General features: G+C 54.5%; 20 protein-coding genes. 8 read left to right on the top strand and 12 right to left on the bottom strand.

What is annotated here, in order from left to right; all coding sequences use genetic code 11:
- Positions 1 to 261: 261 nt before the first annotated feature.
- The 4 genes from MWU62_RS16520 to MWU62_RS16505 all read right to left on the bottom strand — a co-directional run bounded on the left by MWU62_RS16520 (position 262) and on the right by MWU62_RS16505 (position 5,355).
- Positions 262 to 663, bottom strand: a complete 402-nt coding sequence (locus MWU62_RS16520; protein ID WP_247115911.1) for a hypothetical protein — start codon at positions 661 to 663, stop codon at positions 262 to 264.
- A 133-nt stretch (positions 664 to 796) separates the two neighbouring features.
- A complete protein-coding gene (locus MWU62_RS16515) occupies positions 797 to 2,050 on the bottom strand; it encodes an immunity 49 family protein (RefSeq protein WP_247115910.1) in 1,254 nt (417 codons plus the stop codon).
- A 266-nt stretch (positions 2,051 to 2,316) separates the two neighbouring features.
- Positions 2,317 to 4,380: a TRAP transporter large permease subunit gene (locus tag MWU62_RS16510; protein ID WP_247115909.1), complete on the bottom strand. Its 2,064-nt coding sequence runs from the start codon at positions 4,378 to 4,380 to the stop codon at positions 2,317 to 2,319.
- Positions 4,381 to 4,407: 27 nt separating this feature from the next.
- Entirely contained in the window at positions 4,408 to 5,355 is a 948-nt protein-coding gene (locus MWU62_RS16505; protein ID WP_247115908.1) for a hypothetical protein, read from the bottom strand.
- A 396-nt stretch (positions 5,356 to 5,751) separates the two neighbouring features.
- On the opposite strand from MWU62_RS16505, the gene MWU62_RS16500 reads away from it, so the two are divergent.
- Positions 5,752 to 6,030 carry an HU family DNA-binding protein gene (locus MWU62_RS16500; protein ID WP_247115907.1) on the top strand — a complete coding sequence of 93 codons (279 nt, stop codon included), beginning with the start codon at positions 5,752 to 5,754 and terminating at the stop codon, positions 6,028 to 6,030.
- A gap of 73 nt (positions 6,031 to 6,103) precedes the next feature.
- On the opposite strand, the gene MWU62_RS16495 is transcribed toward MWU62_RS16500, so the two are convergent.
- From MWU62_RS16495 to gshB, 8 genes are all read right to left on the bottom strand, one after another.
- A complete protein-coding gene (locus tag MWU62_RS16495) occupies positions 6,104 to 7,141 on the bottom strand; it encodes a putative solute-binding protein (protein ID WP_247115906.1) in 1,038 nt (345 codons plus the stop codon).
- 215 nt (positions 7,142 to 7,356) lie between these two features.
- Positions 7,357 to 8,658, bottom strand: a complete 1,302-nt coding sequence (locus tag MWU62_RS16490; RefSeq protein ID WP_247115905.1) for a dihydroorotase — start codon at positions 8,656 to 8,658, stop codon at positions 7,357 to 7,359.
- Complete coding sequence (locus MWU62_RS16485) at positions 8,655 to 9,686, bottom strand: aspartate carbamoyltransferase catalytic subunit (RefSeq protein ID WP_247115904.1); 1,032 nt, start codon at positions 9,684 to 9,686, stop codon at positions 8,655 to 8,657. The genes MWU62_RS16490 and MWU62_RS16485 overlap by 4 nt, the downstream gene beginning before the upstream one ends.
- Before the next feature lie 27 nt (positions 9,687 to 9,713).
- Positions 9,714 to 10,223: a bifunctional pyr operon transcriptional regulator/uracil phosphoribosyltransferase PyrR gene (gene pyrR / locus MWU62_RS16480; protein WP_200362571.1), complete on the bottom strand. Its 510-nt coding sequence runs from the start codon at positions 10,221 to 10,223 to the stop codon at positions 9,714 to 9,716.
- Positions 10,224 to 10,238: 15 nt separating this feature from the next.
- A complete protein-coding gene (gene ruvX / locus MWU62_RS16475) occupies positions 10,239 to 10,670 on the bottom strand; it encodes a Holliday junction resolvase RuvX (RefSeq protein ID WP_247115903.1) in 432 nt (143 codons plus the stop codon).
- Positions 10,663 to 11,229, bottom strand: coding sequence for a YqgE/AlgH family protein (locus MWU62_RS16470; RefSeq protein ID WP_247115902.1), 567 nt, complete (start codon positions 11,227 to 11,229; stop codon positions 10,663 to 10,665). Before MWU62_RS16470 ends, ruvX begins: the two co-directional genes overlap by 8 nt.
- Complete coding sequence (locus MWU62_RS16465) at positions 11,226 to 12,092, bottom strand: energy transducer TonB (RefSeq protein ID WP_247115901.1); 867 nt, start codon at positions 12,090 to 12,092, stop codon at positions 11,226 to 11,228. The genes MWU62_RS16470 and MWU62_RS16465 overlap by 4 nt, the downstream gene beginning before the upstream one ends.
- Positions 12,093 to 12,137: 45 nt before the next feature.
- The gene (gene gshB / locus MWU62_RS16460) at positions 12,138 to 13,091 is read right to left on the bottom strand and encodes a glutathione synthase (protein WP_247115900.1); all 954 of its coding nucleotides are present in this window, start codon (positions 13,089 to 13,091) and stop codon (positions 12,138 to 12,140) included.
- Positions 13,092 to 13,388: 297 nt separating this feature from the next.
- Here gshB and pilG point away from each other — a divergent pair, with 297 nt between their 5' ends.
- From pilG to MWU62_RS16425, 7 genes are all read left to right on the top strand, one after another.
- Positions 13,389 to 13,781 (top strand): twitching motility response regulator PilG, encoded by a 393-nt coding sequence (gene pilG / locus MWU62_RS16455; protein ID WP_071268417.1) that lies wholly within the window; start codon positions 13,389 to 13,391, stop codon positions 13,779 to 13,781.
- A gap of 34 nt (positions 13,782 to 13,815) precedes the next feature.
- Positions 13,816 to 14,178: a twitching motility response regulator PilH gene (gene pilH / locus MWU62_RS16450; protein ID WP_200202388.1), complete on the top strand. Its 363-nt coding sequence runs from the start codon at positions 13,816 to 13,818 to the stop codon at positions 14,176 to 14,178.
- 20 nt (positions 14,179 to 14,198) lie between these two features.
- Positions 14,199 to 14,744, top strand: coding sequence for a chemotaxis protein CheW (locus tag MWU62_RS16445; protein WP_247115899.1), 546 nt, complete (start codon positions 14,199 to 14,201; stop codon positions 14,742 to 14,744).
- Between the two features lie 93 nt (positions 14,745 to 14,837).
- Positions 14,838 to 16,913 (top strand): methyl-accepting chemotaxis protein, encoded by a 2,076-nt coding sequence (locus MWU62_RS16440; RefSeq protein ID WP_247115898.1) that lies wholly within the window; start codon positions 14,838 to 14,840, stop codon positions 16,911 to 16,913.
- Between the two features lie 27 nt (positions 16,914 to 16,940).
- A complete protein-coding gene (locus MWU62_RS16435; RefSeq protein WP_247115897.1) occupies positions 16,941 to 17,840 on the top strand; it encodes a CheR family methyltransferase in 900 nt (299 codons plus the stop codon).
- Between the two features lie 11 nt (positions 17,841 to 17,851).
- The gene (locus MWU62_RS16430) at positions 17,852 to 25,369 is read left to right on the top strand and encodes an Hpt domain-containing protein (protein ID WP_247115896.1); all 7,518 of its coding nucleotides are present in this window, start codon (positions 17,852 to 17,854) and stop codon (positions 25,367 to 25,369) included.
- The gene (locus MWU62_RS16425) at positions 25,369 to 26,421 is read left to right on the top strand and encodes a chemotaxis protein CheB (protein ID WP_247115895.1); all 1,053 of its coding nucleotides are present in this window, start codon (positions 25,369 to 25,371) and stop codon (positions 26,419 to 26,421) included. Before MWU62_RS16430 ends, MWU62_RS16425 begins: the two co-directional genes overlap by 1 nt.
- Positions 26,422 to 26,427 lie beyond the last annotated feature (6 nt).

Below are 26,427 nucleotides of genomic sequence, written 5' to 3'. Positions count from 1 at the left end.
TCCTTTTATACCACCTAGCCGAATAGTCATAGGACGATGCGTTCGGCGTATAGTGCCGCTTAATCATACTGTCTTCTCCGTATCACTCGTGTTGGTCATCAGATATCGAATAGCCATGCGCATCCTTGGCTAGGCGCCAGCGTCAACGTTCAAAAGAGGACGCAGATCCTATCCTTAGCGGGATGATACGAATGTAAGCCGGTTCGTAGGGTGGTGCAGGAGATTGGCTATTGCAGGCGTTCTTTGCATTCAGGAGCTTGCTCACTGAGCAACCCTGTCACACGAAACCCCAACCTTTGGCAGCTTAAATATAGTTCCATCGCGTAATTGGTTATATTTAATGTAGTGCCTTGTTCTGTTCCGCGTGTTCGCCGTGTAGCCTTGCAGCTTTCGACTCTCTCTATCGGCATCAACCGCGCTCTCATAAGTTTCCATTACACAGGCACTAGCCTTAAGTGTTACATCATCCAACTCTCTCAACTTGTTTTCACTGCTGAGATCTGACGCTTGCACGGCCTGAAAACCCCGAGCAACTTGAACCAAAGCCAACATCTCCGCCTCACTGGCCTCTACCGTCAGCAGATAACGATCAATATCATCTCGAATGCCATTATTGTCAGTATCTGGCCCCGTCAAGCTGTCGCTTCTATCCAGCTCAGGCATTTCGCCGGAACTCTGCATTATCGAGCGAAAGGAGCTGGGTGAAGCGCAGCCGCTGAGCGTCATTAAGCACAGCAGAAGCAGCCACAACAGCGCTGTTGTGTGTGCGTTACTTCCTTGAGGCCTTTCTCCAAGATTAAGAATTTTGAGTCTCCCGTTTCAAATACTCGCCTTTAAGCCGAGCAACGGCTTCCTCATTGAATTCGTTATCCACCATCACCGTATCCCAAAGGTCGATATCGCCATGCAGCACAATAAGTGCAATGGCGCGGATCATCAGGGTGGGCGATTCCAGAGCCTGTTCATAAAGCCCTTTCATCGCTGGGTCGCCTCGGCGGTCTTGCAGCAGGTAGGCCAATGCATCGCGCACGTTCCAATCGTCGGATGTTTCGAAGGCGTGGATCAAATCCGGTAGCCACTCGCTGTGGTCTATCTCGCGGTAGGCTTCCAGCTCGTCGTAGTCGTCCCGTAGTACTGCTTGTTTGACCTGCACGGGGGTGTTTTTGAACACCGCTGTGCCGCTGGGAGCGGGCTTGACCTCGGTTAATGCTGTAAACCGATCGGCGGTTACGACCCAGTCTGGGATGTATTCATTTTCAACCCGAACCCGGTAGCCTTTGTGGTCATAGGCCATGACGGCAAGAGCCGTGAGGGGCACAGACACCAGCCCTTCTTCTGTTATATCTGAAACCTTAACCCAGTATTCCTGATGCAGGCGCAGAGCTTCTTCCATGTGGTCATTGAAGGCATCCTCCTGATCTCCAGCGAAGATGGTTCGAATAATCGAATCAATGGGCAGCAGGATGCGGCTCACATAGAAAAACCGGCTATCGTGAAGCTCGACGGGGTCAAAGGCTGCTTTTGAATCCAGCAGCAACTGGGCTAGATTCGCTTCGGGGTTGTAGACGCCTTTGAGCAAGGCGGTGAGCGCTAGTTCGTACTTTGTAGCGGGCGCTTTCTCAGCCTGCAGCAACATGTCCTCACCCACCTGATTGAGAACCTTCAGCGCTTCACCACTGCGCGTCATCACCCCAAAACAAAACACCTTCAACCAGACACCAATATCCGTATTGTTTGCCGTATATTTGCCGGTAATGGGTAACTGCCGATCCTCAAAGCGCAGCTGCAATTCTTGACCATCGTTCAACACAGACCGAAAGTGGCCGGTTCCCAGTTGCTCGGCTAGACACAGGGCGTGCCAAGCCAGATCGGAGCCGGGATGGACCGAAGCTTCTGTGGCAAAAAACTCGCGACAGGAGTTGAAAAAGGCGGGTAAAGCAGAGCGAGGGGTTTGCTGAATAACAGCTGGAGCTCTCACCAGCATTTTTTTATACCTTTCGAGACAATACTCATAGGAAGCGATATTTGGCGTGTGGTGGCGCTTAATCATACAGCGTTCTCCGTATCTCTAATTCCGGTTATCAGATATCGAATAGCCATGTGCATCCTTGGCTAGGCGCCAGCGTCGACTTTCAAAAGAGGACGCAGATCCTATCCTTAGCTGGATGATACGAATGTAAGCAGGTTCGTAGAGTGGTGTGGGAGATTGGCTATTGCAGGCGTTCTTTGCAATCAGGGAGTGTGCTGGAGACGCTTTAGGGCACGACGTAAGAACGCACACTCCCATTCACTTTAAAGCCATTTGCACCGCATCGATCAGGCGTAAAACATCAACGGCACAAAAGCCACCAGCACCAGCGAAATACCCATAGCGATCAGCGGCATAATGATGCGCTCGTGGCGTTCGTAGAAGGTGCCGGTTTCCTGCTGGGCAGCTAGAACCTCGGCTTCACCCACTACCTGTCGCGTTAACAGGTGGTTGAGCGCGACCGGTGGGCTCAGGTAACCCAACTCAAAAGCCACCAGCGTAACCATCCAGAAGTGAATAGGGTGAATGCCGCTGGAATAAGCGATGGTCGCTACTGTTGCGGTCACAAGGATGACGGCACCGAAGGCGTCCATAATCATCCCGAGAATCACCAGAATAACCACCATTAACAACATGGCAGACCATGCGCTGTCGAATGCCTGAGGAAATGCCTGCATGATCTCAGAGCGCTCAATCACACCACCGATGCTAACCGACAGGCCTAACAATAATAGCAAGGCACCAATTTCCGCTGTGGTGTCATTGGTGGCACCACGCACACTGCGCTCTAACCCTTGATGGTTAATCTCGCCGGAGGCGCTGCCCTTGTTGTTCTTAAAGCTAATGTGCTCATACAGCAGTATGGACAACATAATCACCGGCAGTAGGCGCGGTGCCGAAAACTCGTCCATACGCACATCTAAAGCAAAACGGTAGAGCAAAACAACGCCCACAATCACCAGTACATAAGGAACCAGCGACCGCAACGCTTGAAGTGTCGCGGGCATGGCCTCAGCCGCTGGCGCCAGATTAAATTTACTCTGGCGGTTTACCGTGAGCGCAACCGTGCTAAACATGACCGCGGTCAACACGAACACCCATATCCCCCACCCGAACAGGTCGTCTGTGGTCACTTCACGGTTGAGGTAGGCAATAACGACAACCAGCAAACAAGGGCGCAACACCACACCCAAAGAGCCCGACATGGCTGTGGCCGCAAGCGCAAGCTGACGACGCGCACCGGCAGCGCGTAATTCGCTGTAAATCACTGCGCCTGCAGCAATTACAAAAATCCCGGAGGCGCCGGTATAGGCGGTAGGAACGGCGGCCACAAGCACCGCAACAACAGCGAGCATTTCCGGCGGCATACGCCAGGGCCGGAATAGGTTAAACACCAGCGTCGCCAGACGTGTTTGTTTAAGCATCATGCCTACCCAAACATAGAGCCCCACATTAAGGAACATGTCTGCCAACTCCATCATTTTACCGAGATAGATACCAATGCCCGAGGCATGGCCAATCAATGCGAAGTAGGTTCCCGATATGAGACACATCACGGTATACAGCGGCACCGCAAGAAACGCTTTGTTCAACTGCCCACCCGGGGCAAGACCTGAGGGTGCGCGGATCAGCCTATAGAGGCTGGCCAATGTGAGGCAGGCAAACCCCACAACCCAAAAATTATGCAGTAGCAGATCTTCGGAAGATATCGATACGTCTGAGCCCACACTGGACTGGCGGAATATCAGGCTGGACCCCAACAGCATTGCGTTGGCAACGGTTTGAAGCGTTAGAGAAACCGTATAGTCCAAACGGGTTTCCATGGCGCGCATAGCAATATGGTGGCGTGTGAGCGTTGCTGTGGCAGCACACAGCATAACCAAGATCACCAAAATGTAGCGTTGAGAGACGAGCCCAAAGGCAATGAGATCGGCAATAAACAGCTCTATCGCACGATACGCTTTTACACCGGGAGTAAGCTGGCCTTGAAGGCTCTCGTAACTTTGGAACGCGGCCTTGCACTCGGCTACAGAGCGCTCAATCGCGAGGCGAACATCGGCAGGGTCTTTGTCTTGGGCGCCCAAGAGAGCTGCCATGGGGTCGTCAGCTGCTGGTTTTTGAGCCAGCTCATGGGCCACCGCAGCTTCAATATCCCGATTTGGATTACAGGTTGGTGCAGCCGGGTCCATGCGTAGCTTGTAGTAGCCGCTCCAAAGCTGCTCACCACCACGCAGCATCTGGTTGTGAATATCGCTGCTTGTGGAAAAAAGCACCACAGACAGCAATAGCAGGCAAGCAGGCAGTGATGAGAACCACTCCAGCCCGTTACGACGAAAACTACCCTTAGACATGACTCTACACTCTGGAACGTTAACGGGTTACAGCAGACCATCCAAGTCCATGGTCTCAACCTCTGCCTTCTGGTCATCCCAGAAGGTGCCAAGCTGGCCTAGCGGCGTACGATGACCGGTATTCTCCACCCATAGGCGGTCGGAGATTGCGATAATCATGTTGGTCGCCATAGCATCGACAAACGCCCACTCATCATTGGAAGGCTGCTCTTTGAGGGACTCGGCGTGTTGGCGAACCACCGACTTCACCATTGCTTCATCGCCCTTGTTTGTGGCGGCAATTGCGTGGAATACATGGCTAAGGCGCACGCCTGCCCCTTCACCCTGACGATCAGTCATGGCGAGGCGCTCAAAGGCATCCTCACCTTCTGGTTGCGCACCGGGAATCATTGCCCAAACGGTCGCTTTCAAGGCCATCGGGGCGCCCCACCACTTCTCACTTTCAAGACAGCCGGTGGCCCGGGCTACAATAGAGCCTACGTTCTTGGGAACACCGATGGAGGAGGTTGATTGGATCTCTGAGTTAAGCGCCTGCAAACCTGCGAGCAAACCTGCAAAGTAGATAAACTCATCCATATCATCGTCAAAGTCCGGGCACTCTCCGGTGCCGGGCTCACCGTAATAGGTGTTGTGATGCTGCCAACCCTTCAAATAACGCTTGGCGGCCAGAGAATAAGCCCGCTTTTGGCGGATGATGGCGTCCTCTGCTGCATTACCTTTTCTTTCGTACATGGCAGCCAGTGCCGCTAGCTCGTGCTCACGACCTTCTTCTTCGGCACAACCACCAGCCGAAAGATAGAGCATAACAGCCAGCTGATCTGGTTCATTAGTTACCCTGCCGAAAGACATTAACAATGGAGCGGTAGCCTCGCTCATGGCACAACCCATAGCCAGATCACCGCTAGCCATCAGATAGGGAATCGTGTGGTCGCGAGAAAAACCCTGCATTACATCGCCGGTGGTTTTATAAATCATGTGATTCACAACACCACATCCCGACAGCAGCGACCCGAGGGTAAGAGCGACTGCAACCCCTTTGAGACGAGAGGCCGAATGCTTCAACCTTTGCCCGAAAGACGACGAGCGTGAACAGTCCCGGACGGACGTCTCTGAATATGAAATGCCGGTGGTTTGCATCATGGTTTCTGAACCTTTTGAACGTTTTGCATTGTTATTCTGAATCCGCTGTCAGCCGCGCATTATGGCCTACAGCGTTCGCGCTTTTTGAGACTGGCGCCGCAAATGACGCTTATGCACACAGTTTTAACCCACACGCCGATTTGCACAAAGAGCCGCAAGCCGCTATAGATTCAAGCAACCGTAGGCCGGTTGGGCGACGGTTCCGACGAACAAAAACAAAAGGGATACTCGATGCGCAAACCCGAACTCGCGGCAGCTATCGCTGAACGCACTGGCCTAACAAGAGAAAAAGCCGCCGAAGTAATTACCGCTTTTGCTGACCAGATTTCAGCTGCCGCTAGCAGAGGAGAGGACACAACCCTGATCGGCTTCGGCACATTCAATATCCGCACCCGTGAAGCTCGCGAGGGTAGAAATCCCCAAACCGGGGCCTCCATCCATATTCCCGCCAGTAAAACTGTCGGCTTCAAAGCAGGCAAAGCTTTTAAAGACGCACTCCGCTCAGCCTAGTGCGCACCCAATAATCTGCCTGAATAGCCCCTCCCACTTTGTTGAAGAGGGGCGGTTCAGTGGCAATAAATTATCAGGAAGCGCACTCTGACCGGGTGGCATCCACGCGGCAGCGAATGGCTTTCATCAGTTTAATTGCGCGTTCGTCGTACACGCCATCTTCAAGCAGCGACAGGCGCACATTACGCAGCATCTTGTCGTACTCGGCAGTCACTTCCTGCGGCAGAGTCATCCATACGTTTTCAGGCATCTCGGCTTCCGCCTGAGCAATAATTTCGTAGGCTTCGTCTAGGCGCTTGATCGCCTCATCCTGCACCATCTGGCCCACTGAGTCAGGGAAGCGATCGCTGTGGATAATGACTTGGAAGTTCATGTATGCCAGTGCGTACTTCAGCACTCCACCGTTTGGCTCAACGCCCTTGTACAATTCTAACGGAGAATAGGCTACGGCTGGCGCGTAGGCGACATCCACACTGCCGTTATTGAACTTGCCCGCAAAGTTGGCGGAGTTGGAGCCGACCACTGACGCACCTACATGGCGAACCATGCGAACTGACGCCTCATCGAAGTCCAATGTTGCTACGCGCTTACCTTGCAGCTTTTCAACAGAGTTAATGGAGCGATCACGAAGGTGAAGGTAAATAGCACCAGCCGGGAACACACCGGCCACTTCATAAGGCCCCTCTTTCAGCAGAGGGCGAGCGTTGGGTTGGCTAAGCGTATTGTAAAGCAGCCGCATCTCCTCTTCGCCCGGTACGGCGCCCATAGCTTCCAAACTGCCGGTGAACTTATTGAATTCACGAGCGCGAGTACCAGTAAGCAACACCACATCACACTGACCAGCTTTAAAGTCTTCAGCAGCAACTTTTTCGTCAGTGTAAGCGCTCAGGTTTAGCTTGATACCGTTTTTAAGGGCAACGGGCTGAAAGGTCTTGGTGATTGCGAATAGCGGTCCATTGGCCCCGACTGGATCAAACACACAGAAGCTTCTTTCGAGAACATCGCCACTGTTATTCGCGTTTGTCTGGGCGTGTCCAAGTGAAGGCAGGATGAGGCTAGCGCACAGAGTGGCTGCCAAGGCCACCCGCTTCGGGAAGGTTACTGATTTCAAGGGATAACTCCTGAGCTATTATTGTTTGGCCAGAGTGCGTGTCGCTGTATAAGCAAGGCCGCATCTATTGAGCCAACAGTATGCTGGCAAGCGCAAGAATACGTTGGCACAGGTGCCCTCCCTCAAGGGCTTTTTGAGCAAAACTTTGGATTATGTGATGGTGTCGACAGAGGTTAGCCAACCCCTGCCGCATTTCTATGCGGGCTGTATGGTTTTTAAGCTCCGCCCCACGCCTCTCGGCCCTCGGCCAACGTAAGCCTAACCACTCCGGGCAACGGTTGGCCAAGTACAGGCGCATGATGCCCCGCCGAGACTAAAGACTGGCTACTTGGCGTCCAATTAGCGTCTGGATCGAATACACACAGGTCGGCTATCTCATCTTGGCTGATCGAGGCAGGTAAGCCGATGACCGATGCCGGGCCGGATGTTAGCCCGCGAACCAGCTCAGCAAGAGTTAACTCGCCCCGCTTAACAAGCCCAAGGCCCAACGACAATACGCTTTCGATGCTGGAAAGGCCTGGCTCTGTGTCTGGTAATGGCGCCTGTTTGGCAGCACTCTCATGGGGCAGGTGCTGGCTTACAATGGCATCAATTACCCCTTCGCGAACCCCTGCTACCAATGCCTTTCGGTCGGCCTCTGAACGCAGAGGCGGGCGCAAATGAAAGCGGCTGTCAAAACCTGCCAAGGCGTCTTCTGTAAACACAAGCTGGTGCATGGCCACGTCTGCGGTTACGGCAATCCCCCGGCGTCGCGCGTCGGCAACCATTTCTACACTGCGCCCGCAGGAAAGCTGGCTCAGATGTAATTTCACACCGGTTTCTTCCGCAAGCAGCAGCATTTCCATCACGGATGCGGTTTCTGCCACTTCCGGAATACCCAGCAAGCCAAGACGAGCCGTTACCAGACCATCGTGGGCATAGCCGTCTGCGGCCAAGGACTGGTTTTCCGGGCGCAGCATCACGGTCAGTCCAAACGTTTGGGCGTAGGCCATACAACGGCGAAGCACTCGGGCATTGCGTACGCCACGGGAGCCATTGCCTAAGGCAATACAGCCAGCCGCGGTTAGGCCAGCCATGTCGCTGAGCATCTCGCCCTCCAAGCCTCGAGTTAACGCACCTACGGGCAAAACACGGATAGGAGAGCCAGCATCGGCACCATCTTGGATCAAGTGGGTAACGGCCCGGGAGTCATTAACGGGAGAGGTTTCTGGCGACGCACAGACGGTAGTAAAGCCACCTCGGGCAGCTGCCCGGGTTTCTGAAACTATATTGCCCTTTTGGCCGTTACCCGGCTCGCGCAGGTTGCAATACAAATCAACAAATCCCGGAGTAATCACGCAGCCCTTGGCATCAAACGTTTGGTCAGCGCCGGCTGCTTCAGCCGCCTCCCCGGTAGCGGCAATGCGTCCGTTTCGTATCAACAAAGCGCGATTCGGGGTTTCACTACGATGGCCATCAAGTAATCGGCCACCGGTAATTTTAAGACTGGCGCTGGAGGATATTGTGTTGCCGCTCATGCCAGACCTCTCTCATTCAACTCGTTCAATTCGTTCAATTTTTGCTGGCGCTCGGCGACCTGCCCACCCATCGCCATGGACATCACCGCCATGCGGATAGCTATGCCATTAGTTACTTGATTCAAAATAACCGATTGCGGGCCATCCGCGACCGCTGATTCAATCTCTACACCTCGGTTGATCGGCCCTGGGTGCATCACAATGCATTCTGGGTGCGCCAGCGCCAACTTGTCTTGGCTCAAACCATAAAGCCGGTAAAACTCCCGCTCGCTAGGCAGTAGCGCCCCCTCCATGCGCTCCTTTTGCAGGCGCAGCATGATAACGACATCCAGATCCTTCATACCCTTGGCCATATCGTATTCCACGGTGCAGCCGAGGCTTTCGACATCTCTTGGCAGGAGGGTTCCGGGCGCAATAACTCGTATTTGCTCGGCGCCCAGTTCATTCAGGGCGCGTATCTGGGAGCGAGCCACCCGAGAGTGTAAAATATCCCCCACTATGGCGACTTTTAAGCCTTCAAAGCCGCCTTTGTGTTGCCGGATGGTCAACATATCCAGCATGGCCTGAGTGGGGTGTGCATGGCGACCATCGCCCGCGTTGATAATGGCGACCCCGGGGGTCACACTTTGGGCAATAAAGTGCGGGGCTCCGCTTTGGGCATGGCGCACTACGAACATGTCGCTAGCCATGGCCTCAAGGTTGAGAAGCGTGTCTGAAAGCGATTCGCCTTTAGAGGTGGCCGAGGTATTAATGTCGAGGTTGAGTACGTCTGCCGAGAGCCGCTTGGCAGCAAGCTCAAATGTGCTGCGCGTGCGGGTGCTGGCCTCAAAGAACAAGTTGACCACTGTACGGCCTCGTAGAAGAGGCACCTTCTTGATGCTTCGCTCGCCAACTTCGATAAAAGAGTCGGCGGTATCGAGTATGTCGGTCAGCAGCTCCCTGTTCAAACCGTCCAGAGTCAGGAAATGCCGCAATTGGCCATCCCGGGTTAGCTGTAAGTGATTAGGGGAAGCTGCATTTGCGGTCATGATTTGCCTGCTATCGAGTTCGGGGGTTTACTGCTCGGTTTCCTGAAGCTCTATCCGGAGCGGGTCTGGGCCACGCAGCTTCACACGCTGCTGCATACCCAAGGTCAGTGACTGCCCGGCCACATCAGGCTGAATAGGCAGTTCACGGGCACCTAGATCGATCAAAGTGGCGAGTATGATACTGGCTGGGCGACCATAATCGAACAGCTCATTCATCGCAGCCCTTATAGTGCGGCCGCTCATGATGACATCGTCAACTAGAATAATGTCCCGGCCTTCGGTATCGAAAGGCAGGCTTGAGGGCGTCACTTTCGGGTTCAAGCCAATTCGGCTGAAATCATCCCGATAGAAGGAAATATCCAACTCGCCGAACGGTTCTTCTATTCCCAAGCGCTTACCAATAATGTCCGCGACCCAGACACCACCCGTGCGAATACCAATAAGCACCGGTGACTCAATACCTCGCTCATTAAGCAGGCCACGCAGCCCCGCTTCCAACTTATCCATCAGCTGGTCTACATCAAGCAATGCGCTCATTCCATCCTCACTGTGTTATTCACTTTGCAGCCGACACCAGGTTTCCAGTATCAGCACTGCTGCGCGGTCGTCCACTCCGTGGCGACCATAATCCCGGCTACCACCGGCAGCCATCACTTGGCCTTTGGCCTCGTAGCTGGTCAGGCGCTCGTCTACCATTTCTACTGGAACGTGAAAGCGGCCGTGCAGGCGCTTACCAAACTTGCGGGCACGACCGCACATGTCGTTCTCGGTGTCGTCCATATTCAGGGGCAAGCCCACCAACACCAGATCCGGCCGCCACTCCACCAGCAGCTTCTCAAGCTGGCTCCAATCAGGGGTTCCGTTATCGGCAGGAATCATGGCTAGAGGCTGACCTGTACCAAGCAGTTCTTGCCCGGTAGCCACACCAATGCGGCGCAGGCCGAAGTCGAATGCCATTACACTGCGTTGGCCGACCTTAGGCATGCCCCACCGTTTCGCTAAGCTGGTTAAGGTCGATGCCAATCAGGTCCAGAACCGCTTTGTAACGATCAGCCCAAGGCGTTCGAAACAAAATCTCGGTGTTTGCCGGGCAAACCAACCAGGCATTGCTGCCCAGCTCTTCTTCCAACTGCCCTTCTCCCCAACCGGAATACCCCAGCGCCATCAAAAACTCTTGCGGGCCTTCGTTTCGTCCAATACCTGCAAGTATATCGCGGGATGTGGTCAGCATAACGTCGTTGGCCACCTCGGCCGTGCTCTGCCAACTGGCGCCCGGTGGGTGCAGAACAAAACCCCGCTCTTGCTCAACCGGGCCACCGCTAAACACCGGTAGATCGAGCTCGCCACCTTGAAGGTCAAGCTGCTCCAGAATTTCCCCCAAGTGAATATCCAGAGGCTGGTTGATCATTAAACCAAGCGCGCCATCATCTGAATGTTCGCACAGGTAAACAACCGCCCCATGAAATCGGGGGTCGGCGAGATAGGGCGAGGCCACCAGAAAGTGGTGTTTAAGGCTGTGTGGAGAGTGTTTTGATGCCGTCATCCGGATGAGAGTCCCCGTTGCTGGAAAGACCAAGTACGTATGATTTCCAGTTCGTCCACGTCTTTTTTCATGTCGTCAGGAAAGGGTGCGAAGGGTGCCGCCATCCTGACAATCCGAATCGCCGCATCGTCGAGCAGAGTGCTTCCTGACGATTGCAGAATAGCTACTTCCTTGATGGAGCCATCTTTCTGCATGGAGACTAGCATGCGCAAGGTGCCATAAACTCCCGCACGGCGAGCTTCAGTGGGATAGTTTATATTGCCAACCCGCGTCACCTTACTCACCCAGTTCTGCACATACCATGCATTGGTGGACTTTAAGGTGGAGGCGGCCGTTACCCGCATAACCCTGGGTTTTCGGGCGTAGGCTTGTTGCTGTGCATCAAAGCGGGCCTCAAGACTGGCGATCTCCAGACTACGATCCATCAAGCTTTTCTTTTCCCTTACCGGCAGAGGCTCATCTTCCGGTTCGGCGGACTGTTCGGGTTGCTGAACCTGTCGGCTTGAACGACTCTCGGTCTGCACAACCGCCCGCTCCTGACGGCGTACTGGCTCAACCTGTGCCCTTGGTTCCGGTTGCACTTGCGCAACCTCAGGCTGGCTGATCTCAGAGGGTTGCGGCGTGGTCATCTCCAGCGCCTCTTCTTCCGTGCCACTACCCTGCTGATTGGTCTGCGCCAGAAAGTCGGCCTTCTCCGGTGCCTGTTCGTCATCAAACTGCGACAGGGTAATCTCCATGGTCTGGGCAGATGAGCGCGGCGATTCAGGCGCAAAGGTAATTCCCAGCACCACAACCGCATGCACCACTAGCGCCATAAACAACGTGAAGGAAAACCTATCGAATTCGCTTACCTGCACCGCCATCAGTGCGCCCGTCTCTGTCGTTGGCCCTGTTCCATGGTATTCCCGTCAGTTCTGGTTAAGACGCTTCTCAACGGCGTCCATCAACATGCTCCCGATGTCTGTTCCAAAAGTATCGTCCAACTCCCGGATACAGGTCGGACTGGTCACGTTAATTTCGGTCAGATAATCGCCAATCACGTCCAGCCCAACAAACATCAAACCTTTCTCCTTGATAACCGGCGCTACCCGCGTACAGATCTCGCGGTCGCGGTCTGTCAGCTCACGACCTTCACCCCGGCCACCGGCCGCAAGATTGCCGCGATTTTCGCCTTGCGAAGGAATTCGCGCAAGGGAATAAGGCACTGCCTCGCCCTCAATCATCAAAATCCGTTTGTCACCGTCGCTGATTTCCGGAATGAACTTCTGGGCCATGGCCTGATACTCACCATTGTTGGTGAGGGTTTCAATAATCACACCCAAATTGAAGTCATTCTCCTTGACGCGAAAAATGGACTGACCACCCATGCCGTCCACTGGCTTCATAATAATGTCGCCATGCTTCGCGTAAAACTCCCGGAAACGCTTCGATGAGCGGCTTACCAGCAAAGGTGGGGTCAAATCCTCGAACTGCGTAGCAAACAGCTTCTCGTTGCAGTCTCGCAGCGTGGCCGCCGGGTTGACTACCAACGCGCCTTGTTGCTCAGCAGACTCAAGAATATAGGTGGCAATCAAAAATTCACGATCTACGGGCGGATCCTTGCGCATCAAGATAACATCGAGATCGCCGAGCGCGCGGTCTCTGTCAGCACCAAAGCTGTACCAGTCCTCTGGGTCCTTTCGAACCGTTAAACTGCGCGTGTAGGCCATGGCCTTGCCGCCTTCCATGTAGAGATCCGGCAACTCCATGTATTCGATTTCCCAGCCACGGTTTTGCGCTGCCAGTAGCATCGCCAAAGAGCTGTCTTTTTTGAAGTGGATATCCTGAATCGGATCCATCACTATCCCGAGTCGAACTGTCATAGTGCCCTTGAGCTCCTGAGGAGTGAAAAAACAGAACCGGTCTGCAGAGCGAACCGGACAATAAGTGCTATGCTAGGAAATCAGATGGTATTGTACCCGAGCCGTGAATGCATCCCGAGAAATCTCTAGTAAATTACGTGATGCTGCAGGCAAAAGTACATTTGGTCACAAAGTAATACTTTTTATCAGGCCATCAATAATCTATAAATGGACGGGGTTTACAGAAGAACCTTAAGGTTTATGTTAAAACCCTCGTTTGAAAACAATGACAGTCGCTGAGCGCAAGGCACCTGGACAATGGATGACAACTTCGAGAACTTGAAGATCATGGTGATCGACGATAGCAAAACCATCCGTCGCACCGCAGAAACCCTCCTAAAAAAGGTTGGCTGTGAGGTTATCACCGCGACAGACGGTTTTGATGCTCTGGCAAAGATTGCCGATTCGCAGCCGGACATCATATTTGTGGATATCATGATGCCCCGCCTGGACGGCTACCAAACCTGTGCGCTCATCAAGAACAATTCCTCATTTAAAAAGACGCCCGTTATCATGCTGTCCAGTAAGGACGGACTGTTCGATAAGGCCAAAGGCCGCATCGTCGGCTCTGACCAGTACCTGACCAAACCGTTCAGCAAGGATGAGCTGCTCAATACGATTCGTCACTACATACCCGTGACGCCACAGTAAACCCTGCTGACACCAAAGAACCATCGAGGAACCAATGGCTCGCATTCTGATTGTTGACGACTCTCCTACCGAGGTTAAGAAAATCTCCACCATTCTGGAAAAGCACAAACATGAAGTGCTTACAGCCGACAACGGCGCAGATGGTGTTGCCAAGGCCCGCGCTGAGACTCCAGATCTGGTGCTCATGGACGTGGTTATGCCCGGCCTTAACGGCTTTCAGGCGACCCGCCAGCTAACCCGGGCTCCGGAAACGGCTTCCATTCCGGTGATTATTGTCACCACCAAGGATCAGGAAACCGACCGTGTTTGGGGCACCCGTCAAGGCGCCAAAGGGTATCTGGTTAAGCCGGTAAACGAAGACGACCTGATCAAAACAATCAACAGTCTGATTGGCTGATCCCCAACTGTGGAGTAAGCATGTCCGCACAGGCCGCCCCTTTTACCGTTCTGACGGATATCGCCCGGCGTAGTCGATCCATGGCCGCTGGCCTACCCGAACAGGAAGAAGCCGTTGAACTTTGGAACGGCATCGGCTTTGTTCTCGCAGGCGAGCGCTATGTGGCCCCCATGGGTGAGGTCACTGAGATACTGCACGTACCTCGGTTTACGCACATTCCGGGAGTACGGCCGTTTCTCATGGGGGCTGCCAACGTTCGCGGGCGCCTCCTCCCTCTGGTCGATCTCGCCAGCTTCTTTGACATTCCCCGCTCTTCCCGTAACCAAAGGGAACGGCGGGTTCTTGTTATTGAGCAGGGGGATATTTTCAGCGGGTTAGTCGTCGATTCCGTACTGGGTATGCAGTACTTTGCAACCGACAGTTTCAAGGCAGCACCTACTGGTGTGCCTGAAAACGTTCAGCCGTTTGTCGCAGGCGGTTATGAACGAAATGAAGAAGTCTGGAAAGTGTTCTCCGCCGTCGACCTGCTCGAAGACGAACGCTTTCTTGACGTCGCACAGTGGTAAGGGTGATGACAGTGGCAGGAAAAACACCCTGACTGCCTGAAACCTAATTAAAAACAACTTGCCAAATTCCAGATAGAGGCCGGGAGCCAGAAAATGAAAAACAGAGCCGGAAGAATCGGTATGGGTCAGGGGGGCAACAAGCTTGTTGCTGGCCTGATTACCTCACTGATCGCACTCACCGTCCTGCTCGTTGTGGTCCTGTTTATCATTAACAGGGATAGCCAGAACGATCAGGAATATATCGCCAACGCCGCTGAACTCAGGGTGCTGTCACAGGAAATCGCGAAAAACGCGACTGAAGCTGCTGGCGGTACCGCCGAGGCGTTTAACCAGTTGCGTCGTTCCCGCGATGAGTTCCAGCAGCTCTGGTCCAACGTGACTGAAGGCAACCCGGAAACCGGCCTGCCAGCCAGTGAAATAGCCCGCGGAAGCGGCGTTCAACAGCACTGGAATACGGTACGCGAGAACGCCGATAGCATTCTGTCCACTCGGGACGCAGTGCTGGGCTTGCACGAAGTAGCGCGCACCCTGAACGAAACCATCCCCCAGCTTCAGGTGGAGTACGACGATATCGTACAAATCCTGCTGGATAGTGGCGCTCCGGCGGAACAGATTGCTCTGGCCCAACGCCAATCACTGCTTGCAGAGCGTATTGTGCGCTCGGTAAACAACGTACTCTCCGGTGATGAGGATGCCGTCATTGCTGCTGACCGCTTCGGCCGTGACGCCAGCCTGTTTGGCCGGGTACTCGAAGGCCAGCTGACCGGAAATCCCAACATGGGCATTTCCAAGGTTGATGATGAAGACGCCATTTATGGTCTTGAAGCGGTTGATGAGCTTTTCGAGTTCATTTCCCAAAACGTAGACGCCATCCTTGAAGCCTCTCCCGACCTCTTCAAGGTACGTACTGCGGCCAGCGACATTTTCCAGAACTCAGAAATTCTGCTTTCAGAGCTGTCTGTTCTTGCCGAGAGTTTCCGCGCCCAAAGTGGCTCGCGTCTCGTAAGCCCGACTCTGGCCTTTATTATTCTGGCGGCCATGGTTGCGATGGTTGTGTTTATCGGTCTAGCCCTGTACCGAGAAGCTCAGGCTCGTCTGGCGACGACTCAGGAACAAAACGAACAGAACCAGAACGCAATCCTGCGACTGCTCGACGAACTGGCCGATCTGGCTGATGGTGACCTTACCACTGAGGCCACGGTAACTGAGGACTTCACCGGTGCCATCGCTGACTCCATCAACTACGCGATCGACCAAATGCGCGGGCTGGTACAGGCGATTCGTGGTACAGCGGTACGTGTAGCTTCTGCTGCCCAGGAAACCCAATCTACTGCGATGCACTTGGCAGACGCTTCCGAGCATCAGGCGCAAGAAATTGCAGGCGCCTCTGCTGCGGTTAACGAAATGGCCGTGTCCATCGACCAGGTATCCTCTAACGCTGCTGAGTCTTCTGCGGTTGCGGAGCGCTCGGTTGCTATCGCCAAGAAGGGCGCCGAAGTGGTACAGAACACCATTCGCGGCATGGACAACATTCGTGAGCAGATTCAGGAAACCTCCAAGCGTATCAAGCGCCTTGGTGAGTCCTCTCAGGAAATCGGTGACATCGTATCCCTGATCAACGACATTGCCGACCAAACTAACATTCTGTCTCTTAACGCTGCGATTCAGGCCTCTATGGCCGGTGATGCGGGTCGAGGCTTTGCGGTCGTTGCGGACGAAGTTCAGCGTCTTGCGGAACGTTCCTCCGCAGCGACCAAGCAGATTGAAGCGCTGGTTAAGACGATCCAGTCTGACACCAACGAAGCGGTTATCTCGATGGAACACACCACCGCCGAGGTGGTACGTGGTGCACGTCTGGCACAAGACGCGGGTATCGCTCTCGAAGAAATCGAGAACGTATCCATGAGCCTTGCGGAGCTGATCCAGAACATCTCCAACGCGGCACGCCAGCAGTCGTCTTCTGCGGCCCACATTTCCAATACGATGAACGTTATCCAGGAAATCACCTCCCAGACATCGTCCGGTACCAACGCTACTGCGAAGTCTATCGGGAATCTGGCAGAAATGGCTTCCGAGCTTCGGTCCTCCGTTGCCGGCTTTACGTTGCCAGAAGAAGATCTGGCAGGCCACGATGAAGAGGAAGACAGCAACGTTCCGGTGGTGGGCTGATTTTCAGCCCGAGGCTAATGGCGGTTTATGTCTGAACTTCATAACACTCCGTCACCTGCCGAGAGCATCTGGTTTCTGCGCCGTCTTCCTGAAATGGATGAGGCGCAGTTCAGCCAGTGGCAAGCACTACTGGAGCACCGTACCGGCATGACGCTGCCTGCAGAGCGCCGCTCGTTTCTGGAAACCAATTTGGCTATCCGAATGCGAGAAATAGGCTGCAGCAGCTATCAAGCCTATTACGAAACGATTGTCTCAGGGCCGGATGCCATACGGGAATGGTCAACGCTGGTTGACCGGCTTACGGTGCAGGAAACCCGTTTTTTTCGGGACCCTGATGCCTTCCGACTGGTTGCCGACTACGTTCTTACGCGGCCAAGGGAGCAGTTCCGAAAACGGCCGATTGAGGCCTGGAGTGTTGGTTGCTCATCCGGCGAAGAGCCATACACCTTGGCCATGGTGCTGAACGAGTGCATGACGCAACTAGGGCTGCAACCGCTGTATGGCGTAACCGGTTCGGATATAAGTACACCGGTTATTGAAAAGGCCCGGACCGGCCAGTTCAATGCCCGCAAACTGTTGGGCATGGAAGAAAACATGAAAACCCGGTACTTCCGCCCGGCCGAGCGGAATACCGTTGAAATTATCGAAAGCATCCGGGAACGGGTCTGCTTTACCAGACTGAATGTACTGGATCTGGATAAAGCGCCCATGCACGGAATGAATATTATTTTCTGCCAGAACTTGCTGATTTATTTCCGTCGCTGGCGCAGGCGGGACATTGTCAGGCGACTTGCAGAGCGGCTGGCGCCCGGGGGATTACTGGTTCTGGGCCAGGGAGAGCTGACCGATTGGCAGCCCCCGGGTCTTCAAAAGGTACCCTCGGAACATGTACTGGCGTGGATAAAACGCCAGACTGACGAAGAATAACCGGAGAGGTTATGGGCAATCACCATGACAGCATCGCCCTCGACTGGGTTCGGGGCGAAATACAGGACACGCTGACCCAAGGTCAGCATGCGCTTGAGGCGTATGTCGAAAATCGTGACGACACGGCACGCCTGCGTTTCTGCCTGAATTATCTCCATCAGGTGCATGGCACCCTGCAGATGGTTGAGCTTTACGGTGCGGCTCTGCTGACCGAAGAAATGGAAAAGCTCACTCAGGCGGTGCTGGATAACAGCGTCACCAGCGTGGACGAAGCCGTTGAGGTACTGATGCAGGCCATTCTGCAGCTTCCACAGTATCTGGAGCATCTGGCCAGTAGCCAAGATGATTTTCCCATGGTGCTGCTACCTCTGCTGAACGATCTGCGGGCAGCACGCGGTGATTCCCTGCTTTCAGACACGTCTCTGTTCAAGCCCGATCTGGCGCCCTCACGCATGAAGGTAGCGAGCAGTGTCTCGCAACGGCTGCAGGACCCCACGGTGCTTGGCCATATTCGCAAGCTTCGGCAAATGTACCAGTTTGCGCTTGCGGGTATTATTCGCGAAGAAGACCTCGACGCCCAGTTTGTATACCTGCAAAAGGTTATCCACAGGCTGATTCGCTTGTGCCAGAGAACTCCGCGCGGGGAACTCTGGAAAGCAGCTGCTGCTTTCGTGGAAACCCTTCAGGCAAAAGCCAATCCGGTTAACGCTGCGGTAAAATCCCTGCTGCGTGAGCTCGACAGTGAAATCCGCCGCCTTACCGACGAGCACGCAGATATTCTCTCACAGCCAGCGCCCGATGCCCTGCTCAAGCACCTACTTTATTACGTCGCTCGGGCGCGGGATTTGGATTCCGAAAACGTCCGGGATCTGCGCAGCCGCTACCAACTAGGTGAGGCCCTGCCGTCTGACGATGATGTGGTCGCTGCCCGAAATCGTGTCTCCGGTCCAGGCCGTGAAGCGATTCACTCTGTTGTTAGTGCGCTCAACGAAGAACTTGCAAAACTTAAAGACCAGCTAGACCTGTTTGTGCGGTCAGAGCTGCGTCAAAACAGCGAACTCGAAGACCTTCTTCCCGGCTTGGTGCAGGTGGGTAATACCCTTGCTGTGCTGGGTTTAGGCATACCGCGAAAGGTTATTACCGATCAAATCGAGCTTATAGAAAAACTGAGTGTTCAGAGTGAGTTAGTCGACGACGGCACCATGATGGACATAGCCGGCGCTCTGCTTTATGTGGAAGCCAGCCTTGCCGGGCTCGACAGTGACCGGCAACCGGAATCTTCCGGAAGCAACATTGATAACCTGCCAAGCAATCAGGGTTCTCGAGAGCTCGGCGAGGCCAGCAGCGCGCTATTGAGGGAATCCCGCAATACGCTGGAGCAGGTAAAGTCAGCGGTCATCAACTTTATTGCCTCCCAATGGGACATTCGGGAAATCGAACATGTTCCCGGCCTGCTTCACAGCATTCGTGGCGGCCTGAGCTTGGTGCCACTGGAGCGCGTGGCCAGCATGCTAGCCTCTGCTGAACGCTACATTTCAGACGTTCTGCTCAGTGACAGGCACGTTCCGGATTGGAAGCAGCTCGATACCCTTGCCGATGCAATCACCAGCATCGAGTACTACCTTGAGCGACTGGCAGAAGGCATCAGTGATAACGAAGATATTCTGCGCATCGCGGAAGAGAGCCTTGCAAGCCTTGGCTTCCCGGTAGGCGAGGAACCCACCTGGGGCACAGAGCCCGCAGCGGAAGAAATACCGGTAGTTGAGCCTATTACTGAAGAAGATGCGCCCATCGCAAGTGGCACAGCGCAACAACTCGAAACCAAAGGCTCCGATGAAGAACTTTTGGACGACGAAATTCTCGGCATTTTTGTAGAGGAAGCCGAAGAAGTTCTGGAGACAATCCACGAATTTTACCCGCGTCTCCGTCAAAACCACGACGACCGTCCGGCACTGACCGAAGTCCGCCGCGCGTACCACACGCTCAAAGGCAGTGGTCGTTTGGTTGGCGCTACCAGCCTAGGCGAGCTCGCCTGGTCTGTGGAAAATCTGCTGAACCGAGTTATTGATCAAAGCATCAAGCCTAATGACGATCTGTTCTCATACATCGATGAAGCGAACGCCCGCATTCCCTCGCTGATTCATGAGTTCCGCGATGGCCAAACCACGGGTGACGTTGCCGAGTTGATTGAGCGTGGCGAAGCCATGGCAACAACCCGTCGCAGCGAAGGCGAGCAGGCTGAAACGCCGGAGACCTTCGAAACCCCGCATGAGATGCCCATTGTTGAGACTTCTCCAGAGCCGGTAGTAGCTTCCCGCTCTGAGCAACAGGACGACTTGATTGACGACGAAATTCTGGAGATTTTTGTCGAAGAAGCGGGCGAGGTTCTGGACACCATCCGTGAATACCTGCCCATGTTGCTGCGTCAGCACGATGACCGTAGCGCACTTGCTGAAGTCCGCCGTGCCTATCATACGCTCAAAGGCAGCGGCCGTATGGTCGGTGCACTGGTTGTGGGAGAGCTTGCCTGGTCGGTAGAGAACCTGCTGAACCGTGTGATCGACGGCAGTACCTTCATGAACGACGACATTGCTCGTCTGCTGGAAGATGCCACCGAAGTTTTCCCGGCTCTGGTCAGTGATTTTGAAAACCATCAGCCGCCTTCGTTTGATACCTCAGGTTTGGAAGCGCGGGCGAAAGCGCTTGCGGACGGTGAAATCCCGGATGCCAGCACCATGCCTGCCGCCGAAGCCGATAGTGTATCTGGCTCTATTGAAATAGAAGGCACTGAAGCCGAACTCTATGAGGAGGATGAAGCTGCCGATCCGGTGCTACTGGATATCTTCGAGAGCGAAACAGAGACCCATCTGCAAACCCTCAAAGAGTATCTGGCATCTGCTGGTGACAAGATTAGCGTTTCCTACACTGATAACCTTTCACGGGCATTACATACCCTCAAAGGCAGCGCGCATACGGCAGGCATAGCGCCAATTGCAGCGGTTATTGCGCCGCTTGAGCGCTTCGTAAAAGAGTCCCGCGCGCAAAATCTGCGCGCCGACCGTGACGTGCTTTCACTGATTGAAACGGCCTGCGAATTCCTGACACAAGGCTTGGCCCAGATACGCAAGCAACCCCAAGCCTCGTTGCCCGGCACTGACGAGTTTCTGGAAAAGCTGGAGCGCATCTCCAACGAAACACTCCACAGCTACAGTGAAGATACCAGCGGTAGTACACAACCGGCGCCTTCTCAGCTGGTTCAGCTATTCCTCAATGAAGGTTTGGACGTTGTTCTGGATGCCGATCTTATTCTTGCGCAGTGGGCAGAAAACCCTCAAGACCAAGATCCGATTCAGCGCCTCACAGCAGAGCTGACGCAGCTTACCGACGCTGCCTCCGACGCTGGGCTACCGGATGTCGCAGCGTTGTCAGAAGCCTTGCAAGAAGTTTACGTGGCCACCGCAGCCCGGAACGAAGCACCGGATGAACAGTTCTTCGCGACCCTGCGCAACGCCCACGAGCACCTGATCAATATGATGGATCAGGTTGCCGCAGGGCTGGCTACCGAATCTGGCGACGAACTGGTGACGGAGCTTGAAGCACTGACCGCATCTTTCTCCGAAGCCGACGAAGGTAAAAGCGCCTTCGACCAAGAGTTCACAGAAGATCTGGAAGAAATCGACCTCAGCTTCGACATGGACGAGCTTGATCCCTCTGTTGCTGATGAAACGAGCAAAGAGCCGCAGCCAACGTCCGACCTACCTCTACCTGAAACCGACTGGGCAGATGATGGCGATGCCGACGTCTCTGACAGTGAATTAGATGACGAACTCGCAGAGATTTTCCTCGAAGAGGCGCGGGAACTCATCAACAGCACGGCGGAAGCCCTGCAAAGCTGGAGCGAAGCTACCGGCAGTCTAGAAATACTGCGCCTGCTACAGCGAGACCTTCACACCTTGAAGGGCGGCGCTCGACTTGCCGATATTTCAGCAGTAGGCGATCTGGCCCATGAGCTTGAAAACCTGTTCGAAGGGCTGACCGAAAAACGGCTGTCCGTTAACGAAGAGTTGTCAGACCTTCTATTCCGTTGTCATGACCGATTGGCTGCCATGGTGGACAGTCTGGATGCCAAGGAGCTGCCTCACCCTGCGCCGGATCTCATCAGTGAAATCCACGCTTACATGGATAGCACTGGCAGCTCGCGGCCAGTTACAGATGTGGCGCTACCCGATGAGCCGGACAGCGTAGAATCTGAAGATATCTTGCCGCCGCTGCTGGAGCTTGAAGAAGCAGAAGCGCCAGATACGGAAGAGGTCGGAACCGATCTTTCGCACATGGATCCGGAACTCATTGGCATCTTCCTTGAAGAGGCCTATGACCTGATCAACTCAACGGGCAGTGCTCTGCACACCTGGAGTGAAGACCCATCTAATCGTTCGGTTGCCGCAGAACTTCAGCGCGACGTTCACACCTTGAAGGGTGGCGCCCGCATGGCTGGCGTTGAAGCCATTGGTGACCTAACCCACGTGCTCGAGGATCTATTCGAGAAAGTGGCCGAAGGCCAGCTAGAAGCCAGCAGTGCCATGAACGACGTACTTTTTGCCTGTCACGACCGTCTAGCGCAAATGGTTGAGCAGGTTGCTACCCAAAAGCCCTGCCCGCCCGCCATCGATTTGGTGAATCAGGTTGAGGCAATTCTCAGTGGCGAACCTGTGCCCACCGAAGCAGAGTCTGAGGAAATCGAGACCCCTGTAGCCTCTCCTGAAATCACGCCAGCGGACGCGTACGCCGAAGATAAAGATGAAGATGAAGGTGAACACAACGATATCGCCAGCATTTTCTTAGATGAAGGTCATGAGATCCATGACGCCATCAGCGAGTGCTTAGACCAATGGCGTGAAGACCCTCAGACAATGAACGGCGCTGGGCAGCTTCAGCAAGAATTGCACACTCTAAAGGGTGGCGCCCGGCTGTCTGATGTTGACCCCATTGCAGAATTGGCGGAAGCCTGGGCAGGCGCACTCGATCTACTCATGTCGACCCCGGGCAATCAGAAGCTTCTGCTCACTCTGAGCGGACGCGGGCTAGATAACCTGAGGGCCATGCTTGATGAACTGGCGCAAGGGAGGGAACCGGTAGCAGAGGCTGACCTACTTGCAGCGTTCAGCAGTGCACAGGCACTGGATACCGAAAGCCTGGAGACACCACAGGAAGAAGAGGCAAGCGCCGATCAAGACGCCATCGATCCGGAGATTCTAGAGATATTCCTGGAAGAAGCTGGCGAGATCATGGACCAGTTGGAGCAGCTTCTTGCCGACTGGCGCAAAGACCCGGCCAACAGCCACTTCAATCAGGAAGCACAGCGCGCACTCCATACATTGAAAGGCGGCGCACGTTTATCCCAGCTCTCCCAATTGGGTGACAAAGCTCATAGCTTCGAAACACGCTTGATTGATCTGGGCGGTCAGGCTCCTGATGACAGTCAATGGCAAGCCATTACTCAGGATCATGATGGCATTATTGCTCTGGTTGCCGATATACGAGGGCGCTACGAATCCAATGCAGCAACTATTGAGCCCGATGCCGAAGCGGCATCTGAGGTTCAAACCCCGGCACAGCCAGAAGTTCAGGTTAAACCTGCACCCAAGCCTGTCCGGGCTAAGGCTCGGGATAGAGCGGCGGATGCTCAGCGTGCCGCTCAGGAAACCATACGGGTATCCGCACCATTGTTGGATGAACTGGTTAACCTAGCGGGTGAAACCAGTATTACCCGTGGCCGACTGGAACAGCAAAGCAGTGATTTCGGCCACACCTTGGATGAAATGGCCGCGACCATCGAGCGTTTGCGGGAACAGCTGCGCCGGATGGAAATCGAAACCGAGGCACAAATTCTGTTCAGCGCCGAGAAAGAGCATGGGCCGGATTACGGAGACGACTTCGATCCGCTGGAAATGGACCGGTATTCATCCATCCAGCAGTTATCGCGGGCGCTAACGGAATCCTCCTCAGACCTTGCGGATTTGCGTGAGACGCTGGCTGACAGGGTTCGGGATACAGAAACACTGCTGGTTCAGCAATCTCGTATCAATACCGAGCTTCAGGAAGGTCTGATGAAGACCCGAATGATTCCATTTGTCTCCATGGTGCCGCGCCTACGTCGAATCGTGCGTCAGATCAGTGGCGAATTGGGCAAAAAAGTCGAGTTTGATGTTCGCAATGCCGAAGGCGAAATGGATCGCAACATTCTGGAGCGTATGATTGCGCCGCTGGAGCACATGTTGCGCAACGCCATCGACCACGGTATCGAGAGCCCGGCTGACCGTAAGAAAAAGGGTAAAGCAGAAGCAGGCGAAGTTACCTTGTCTCTGGCCCGCGAAGGCGGCGATGTAGTGCTGCGCATGGTGGACGATGGTGCTGGCATACCTTCTAACGTGATCCGGGACAAGGCTATTCGTCAGGGGCTGTTGCAGGAGGATGAAGATCTCTCCGAGCGTGAGATTCTCCAGTTTATCTTACAACCCGGTTTCTCAACCGCCCAAAACGTGACACAGATTTCCGGCCGCGGCGTTGGCATGGACGTGGTAGCCAGTGAGATCAAACAGCTCGGTGGAAGCCTAGAAATTGAATCGCAGGTGGGAAGAGGTGCTGTATTTACCGTTCGACTGCCGTTCACCGTTTCAGTAAACCGCGCTCTAATGGTATCCACAGGTGAAGACTTCTACGCCATCCCCCTCAACACCATCGAAGGTATCGTCCGGGTTAGCACCTACGAGCTTGAGGAATATTACAAGCCGGATGCTCCCATGTACGAATACGCAGGTCAGGAGTACCGCTTGCAGTATTTGGGCAGCCTGCTGAACAGCGACCACCACCCCAAGCTGCAGGGCCAAGCCTTGCCGCTGCCAGTGATTCTGGTTCGTGGCGCAGAACAACCCATGGCACTTCAGGTAGACAACCTGATGGGCAGTCGAGAAATTGTTGTTAAATCGCTAGGGCCGCAATTCGGTACTGTTCGAGGCGTATCCGGTGCCACCATTCTGGGTGATGGTAACGTGGTGGTAATTCTTGATCTGCCAGCCATGATTCGTTCCGATATCTTGTCTGAGCGTCAGCGCCTAACCGAACTCGAAAAAGTTCGGGAGTCCGCCCGCTTTGAAGAACGGCCCACCGTTATCATGGTGGTGGACGACTCGGTTACCGTACGCAAGGTTACCTCGCGCCTACTTGAACGTAATGGTATGGAAGTTATCACCGCAAAAGATGGTTTGGATGCTGTAGCGCAATTGCAGGATCACAAGCCGGACATCATGCTTCTGGATATTGAAATGCCGCGTATGGATGGCTTTGAGGTTGCCAGCTTCGTAAGGCACGATGACAACCTGCGCGATATGCCAATTTGTATGATTACTTCCCGAACCGGCGAAAAGCACCGTGAACGGGCACTGGCTATCGGCGTGAATGAATACCTCGGCAAGCCGTTCCAGGAGACCGAGTTGCTGAAGACCATTGAACGGCTAACCGGTAAGCAGTAATGACCGGCCAAAGCGGTCGGGCTCGAGTTGGAATCGTGTCGGACATTGTCCTGCAGCGGCATCGACTGCAGGCAGCCGCCGCCAAGTTCGGCCTTGATGTTTGTTTCTCCGGCGACCCGGAGCGGTTGCAGAGCCACCCCGACTTTCCGGAAGCCGGGCTCTGGTTGGTAACACTGGAAGACGAGGCAGACCACCCGGCGCTGTTTGATTACCTGTTGGATAATACCGAAGCGCCGGTTCTGTTCGGGCTGGATCAAGCACCCAGCTCCGGCACCACAAATTACTTTCGCTGGGAGCGAAGGTTACTGGGCAAGCTGGAGCAGCAACTGGGTGACCTTGCCCAGCTGGATTCCAAAGCCAGCATCGAAGAACTTGAAGTGCGGGTTCCGGAAAGCCCGGTATCATCCGAGCTGCCACAGTGGCTCGCACCGGCAGCCCCCGGCTCTGTGGCTGACGAAATCTGGGTATTATGTGCTTCGCTTGGTGGCCCTGCCGCAGTGAAAGCCTTTCTGGACAGCCTGCCACCGGGCCTGCCAGTCGGTTTCGTGTACGCCCAGCATATTGATGGTAATTTTGCCGAAGTGCTCACCCGGGTGCTTGGCCGTCATGCCCATTACAAGCTGCGGCATGCAGAAGAGAACTATAGGGTGAAAAATGGCGATGTAGTGCTGATGCCAGTCGAGCACGAATGGAAGTTTGATACGACCGGTGTTCTAACAGAACAGGACACACCTTGGCCCGGGCCTTATAGCCCCTCGATTGATAAGGTGCTACTGAATACGGCCGACCATTATGGCGCTCACTGTCATGCAATCCTGTTTTCCGGCATGGGTAATGATGGTGCAATAGCAGCGCCTTTGCTTAAAGCTTATGGAAGCCGAATCTGGGTGCAGGAAAGCACCAGTTGTGGCAACAGCTCAATGCCAGATTCTGTCGCCGCTACTGGCTGCGCCAGCTTCTGCGGTACACCCGAGCAGCTAGCCCGGGAACTGGTTAAAACCATCGAAGAATCCTGCTTGCTTAAAGGCAGGCAGAAACGGGGCTCCGCCTGAGGACAC

The sequence above is a fragment of the Marinobacter sp. S6332 genome, assembly GCF_023016045.1.
Lineage (GTDB): Bacteria > Pseudomonadota > Gammaproteobacteria > Pseudomonadales > Oleiphilaceae > Marinobacter.
The sequence above is the reverse complement of the archived record's forward strand: the minus strand, read 5'-3'. Positions and strand labels throughout refer to the sequence as shown.

Excerpts from the sequence above, each read along its gene's own strand:
- MWU62_RS16520 (WP_247115911.1), bottom strand. The coding sequence starts at position 663 with ATGCCTGAGCTGGATAGAAGCGACAGCTTGACGGGGCCAGATACTGAC.
- MWU62_RS16515 (WP_247115910.1), bottom strand. The coding sequence starts at position 2,050 with ATGATTAAGCGCCACCACACGCCAAATATCGCTTCCTATGAGTATTGT.
- MWU62_RS16510 (WP_247115909.1), bottom strand. The coding sequence starts at position 4,380 with ATGTCTAAGGGTAGTTTTCGTCGTAACGGGCTGGAGTGGTTCTCATCA.
- MWU62_RS16505 (WP_247115908.1), bottom strand. The coding sequence starts at position 5,355 with ATGATTTATAAAACCACCGGCGATGTAATGCAGGGTTTTTCTCGCGAC.
- MWU62_RS16500 (WP_247115907.1), top strand. The coding sequence starts at position 5,752 with ATGCGCAAACCCGAACTCGCGGCAGCTATCGCTGAACGCACTGGCCTA.
- MWU62_RS16490 (WP_247115905.1), bottom strand. The coding sequence starts at position 8,658 with ATGAGCGGCAACACAATATCCTCCAGCGCCAGTCTTAAAATTACCGGT.
- MWU62_RS16485 (WP_247115904.1), bottom strand. The coding sequence starts at position 9,686 with ATGACCGCAAATGCAGCTTCCCCTAATCACTTACAGCTAACCCGGGAT.
- pyrR (WP_200362571.1), bottom strand. The coding sequence starts at position 10,223 with ATGAGCGCATTGCTTGATGTAGACCAGCTGATGGATAAGTTGGAAGCG.
- ruvX (WP_247115903.1), bottom strand. The coding sequence starts at position 10,670 with ATGCCTAAGGTCGGCCAACGCAGTGTAATGGCATTCGACTTCGGCCTG.
- MWU62_RS16470 (WP_247115902.1), bottom strand. The coding sequence starts at position 11,229 with ATGACGGCATCAAAACACTCTCCACACAGCCTTAAACACCACTTTCTG.
- MWU62_RS16465 (WP_247115901.1), bottom strand. The coding sequence starts at position 12,092 with ATGGCGGTGCAGGTAAGCGAATTCGATAGGTTTTCCTTCACGTTGTTT.
- gshB (WP_247115900.1), bottom strand. The coding sequence starts at position 13,091 with ATGACAGTTCGACTCGGGATAGTGATGGATCCGATTCAGGATATCCAC.
- pilG (WP_071268417.1), top strand. The coding sequence starts at position 13,389 with ATGGATGACAACTTCGAGAACTTGAAGATCATGGTGATCGACGATAGC.
- pilH (WP_200202388.1), top strand. The coding sequence starts at position 13,816 with ATGGCTCGCATTCTGATTGTTGACGACTCTCCTACCGAGGTTAAGAAA.
- MWU62_RS16445 (WP_247115899.1), top strand. The coding sequence starts at position 14,199 with ATGTCCGCACAGGCCGCCCCTTTTACCGTTCTGACGGATATCGCCCGG.
- MWU62_RS16440 (WP_247115898.1), top strand. The coding sequence starts at position 14,838 with ATGAAAAACAGAGCCGGAAGAATCGGTATGGGTCAGGGGGGCAACAAG.
- MWU62_RS16435 (WP_247115897.1), top strand. The coding sequence starts at position 16,941 with ATGTCTGAACTTCATAACACTCCGTCACCTGCCGAGAGCATCTGGTTT.
- MWU62_RS16430 (WP_247115896.1), top strand. The coding sequence starts at position 17,852 with ATGGGCAATCACCATGACAGCATCGCCCTCGACTGGGTTCGGGGCGAA.
- MWU62_RS16425 (WP_247115895.1), top strand. The coding sequence starts at position 25,369 with ATGACCGGCCAAAGCGGTCGGGCTCGAGTTGGAATCGTGTCGGACATT.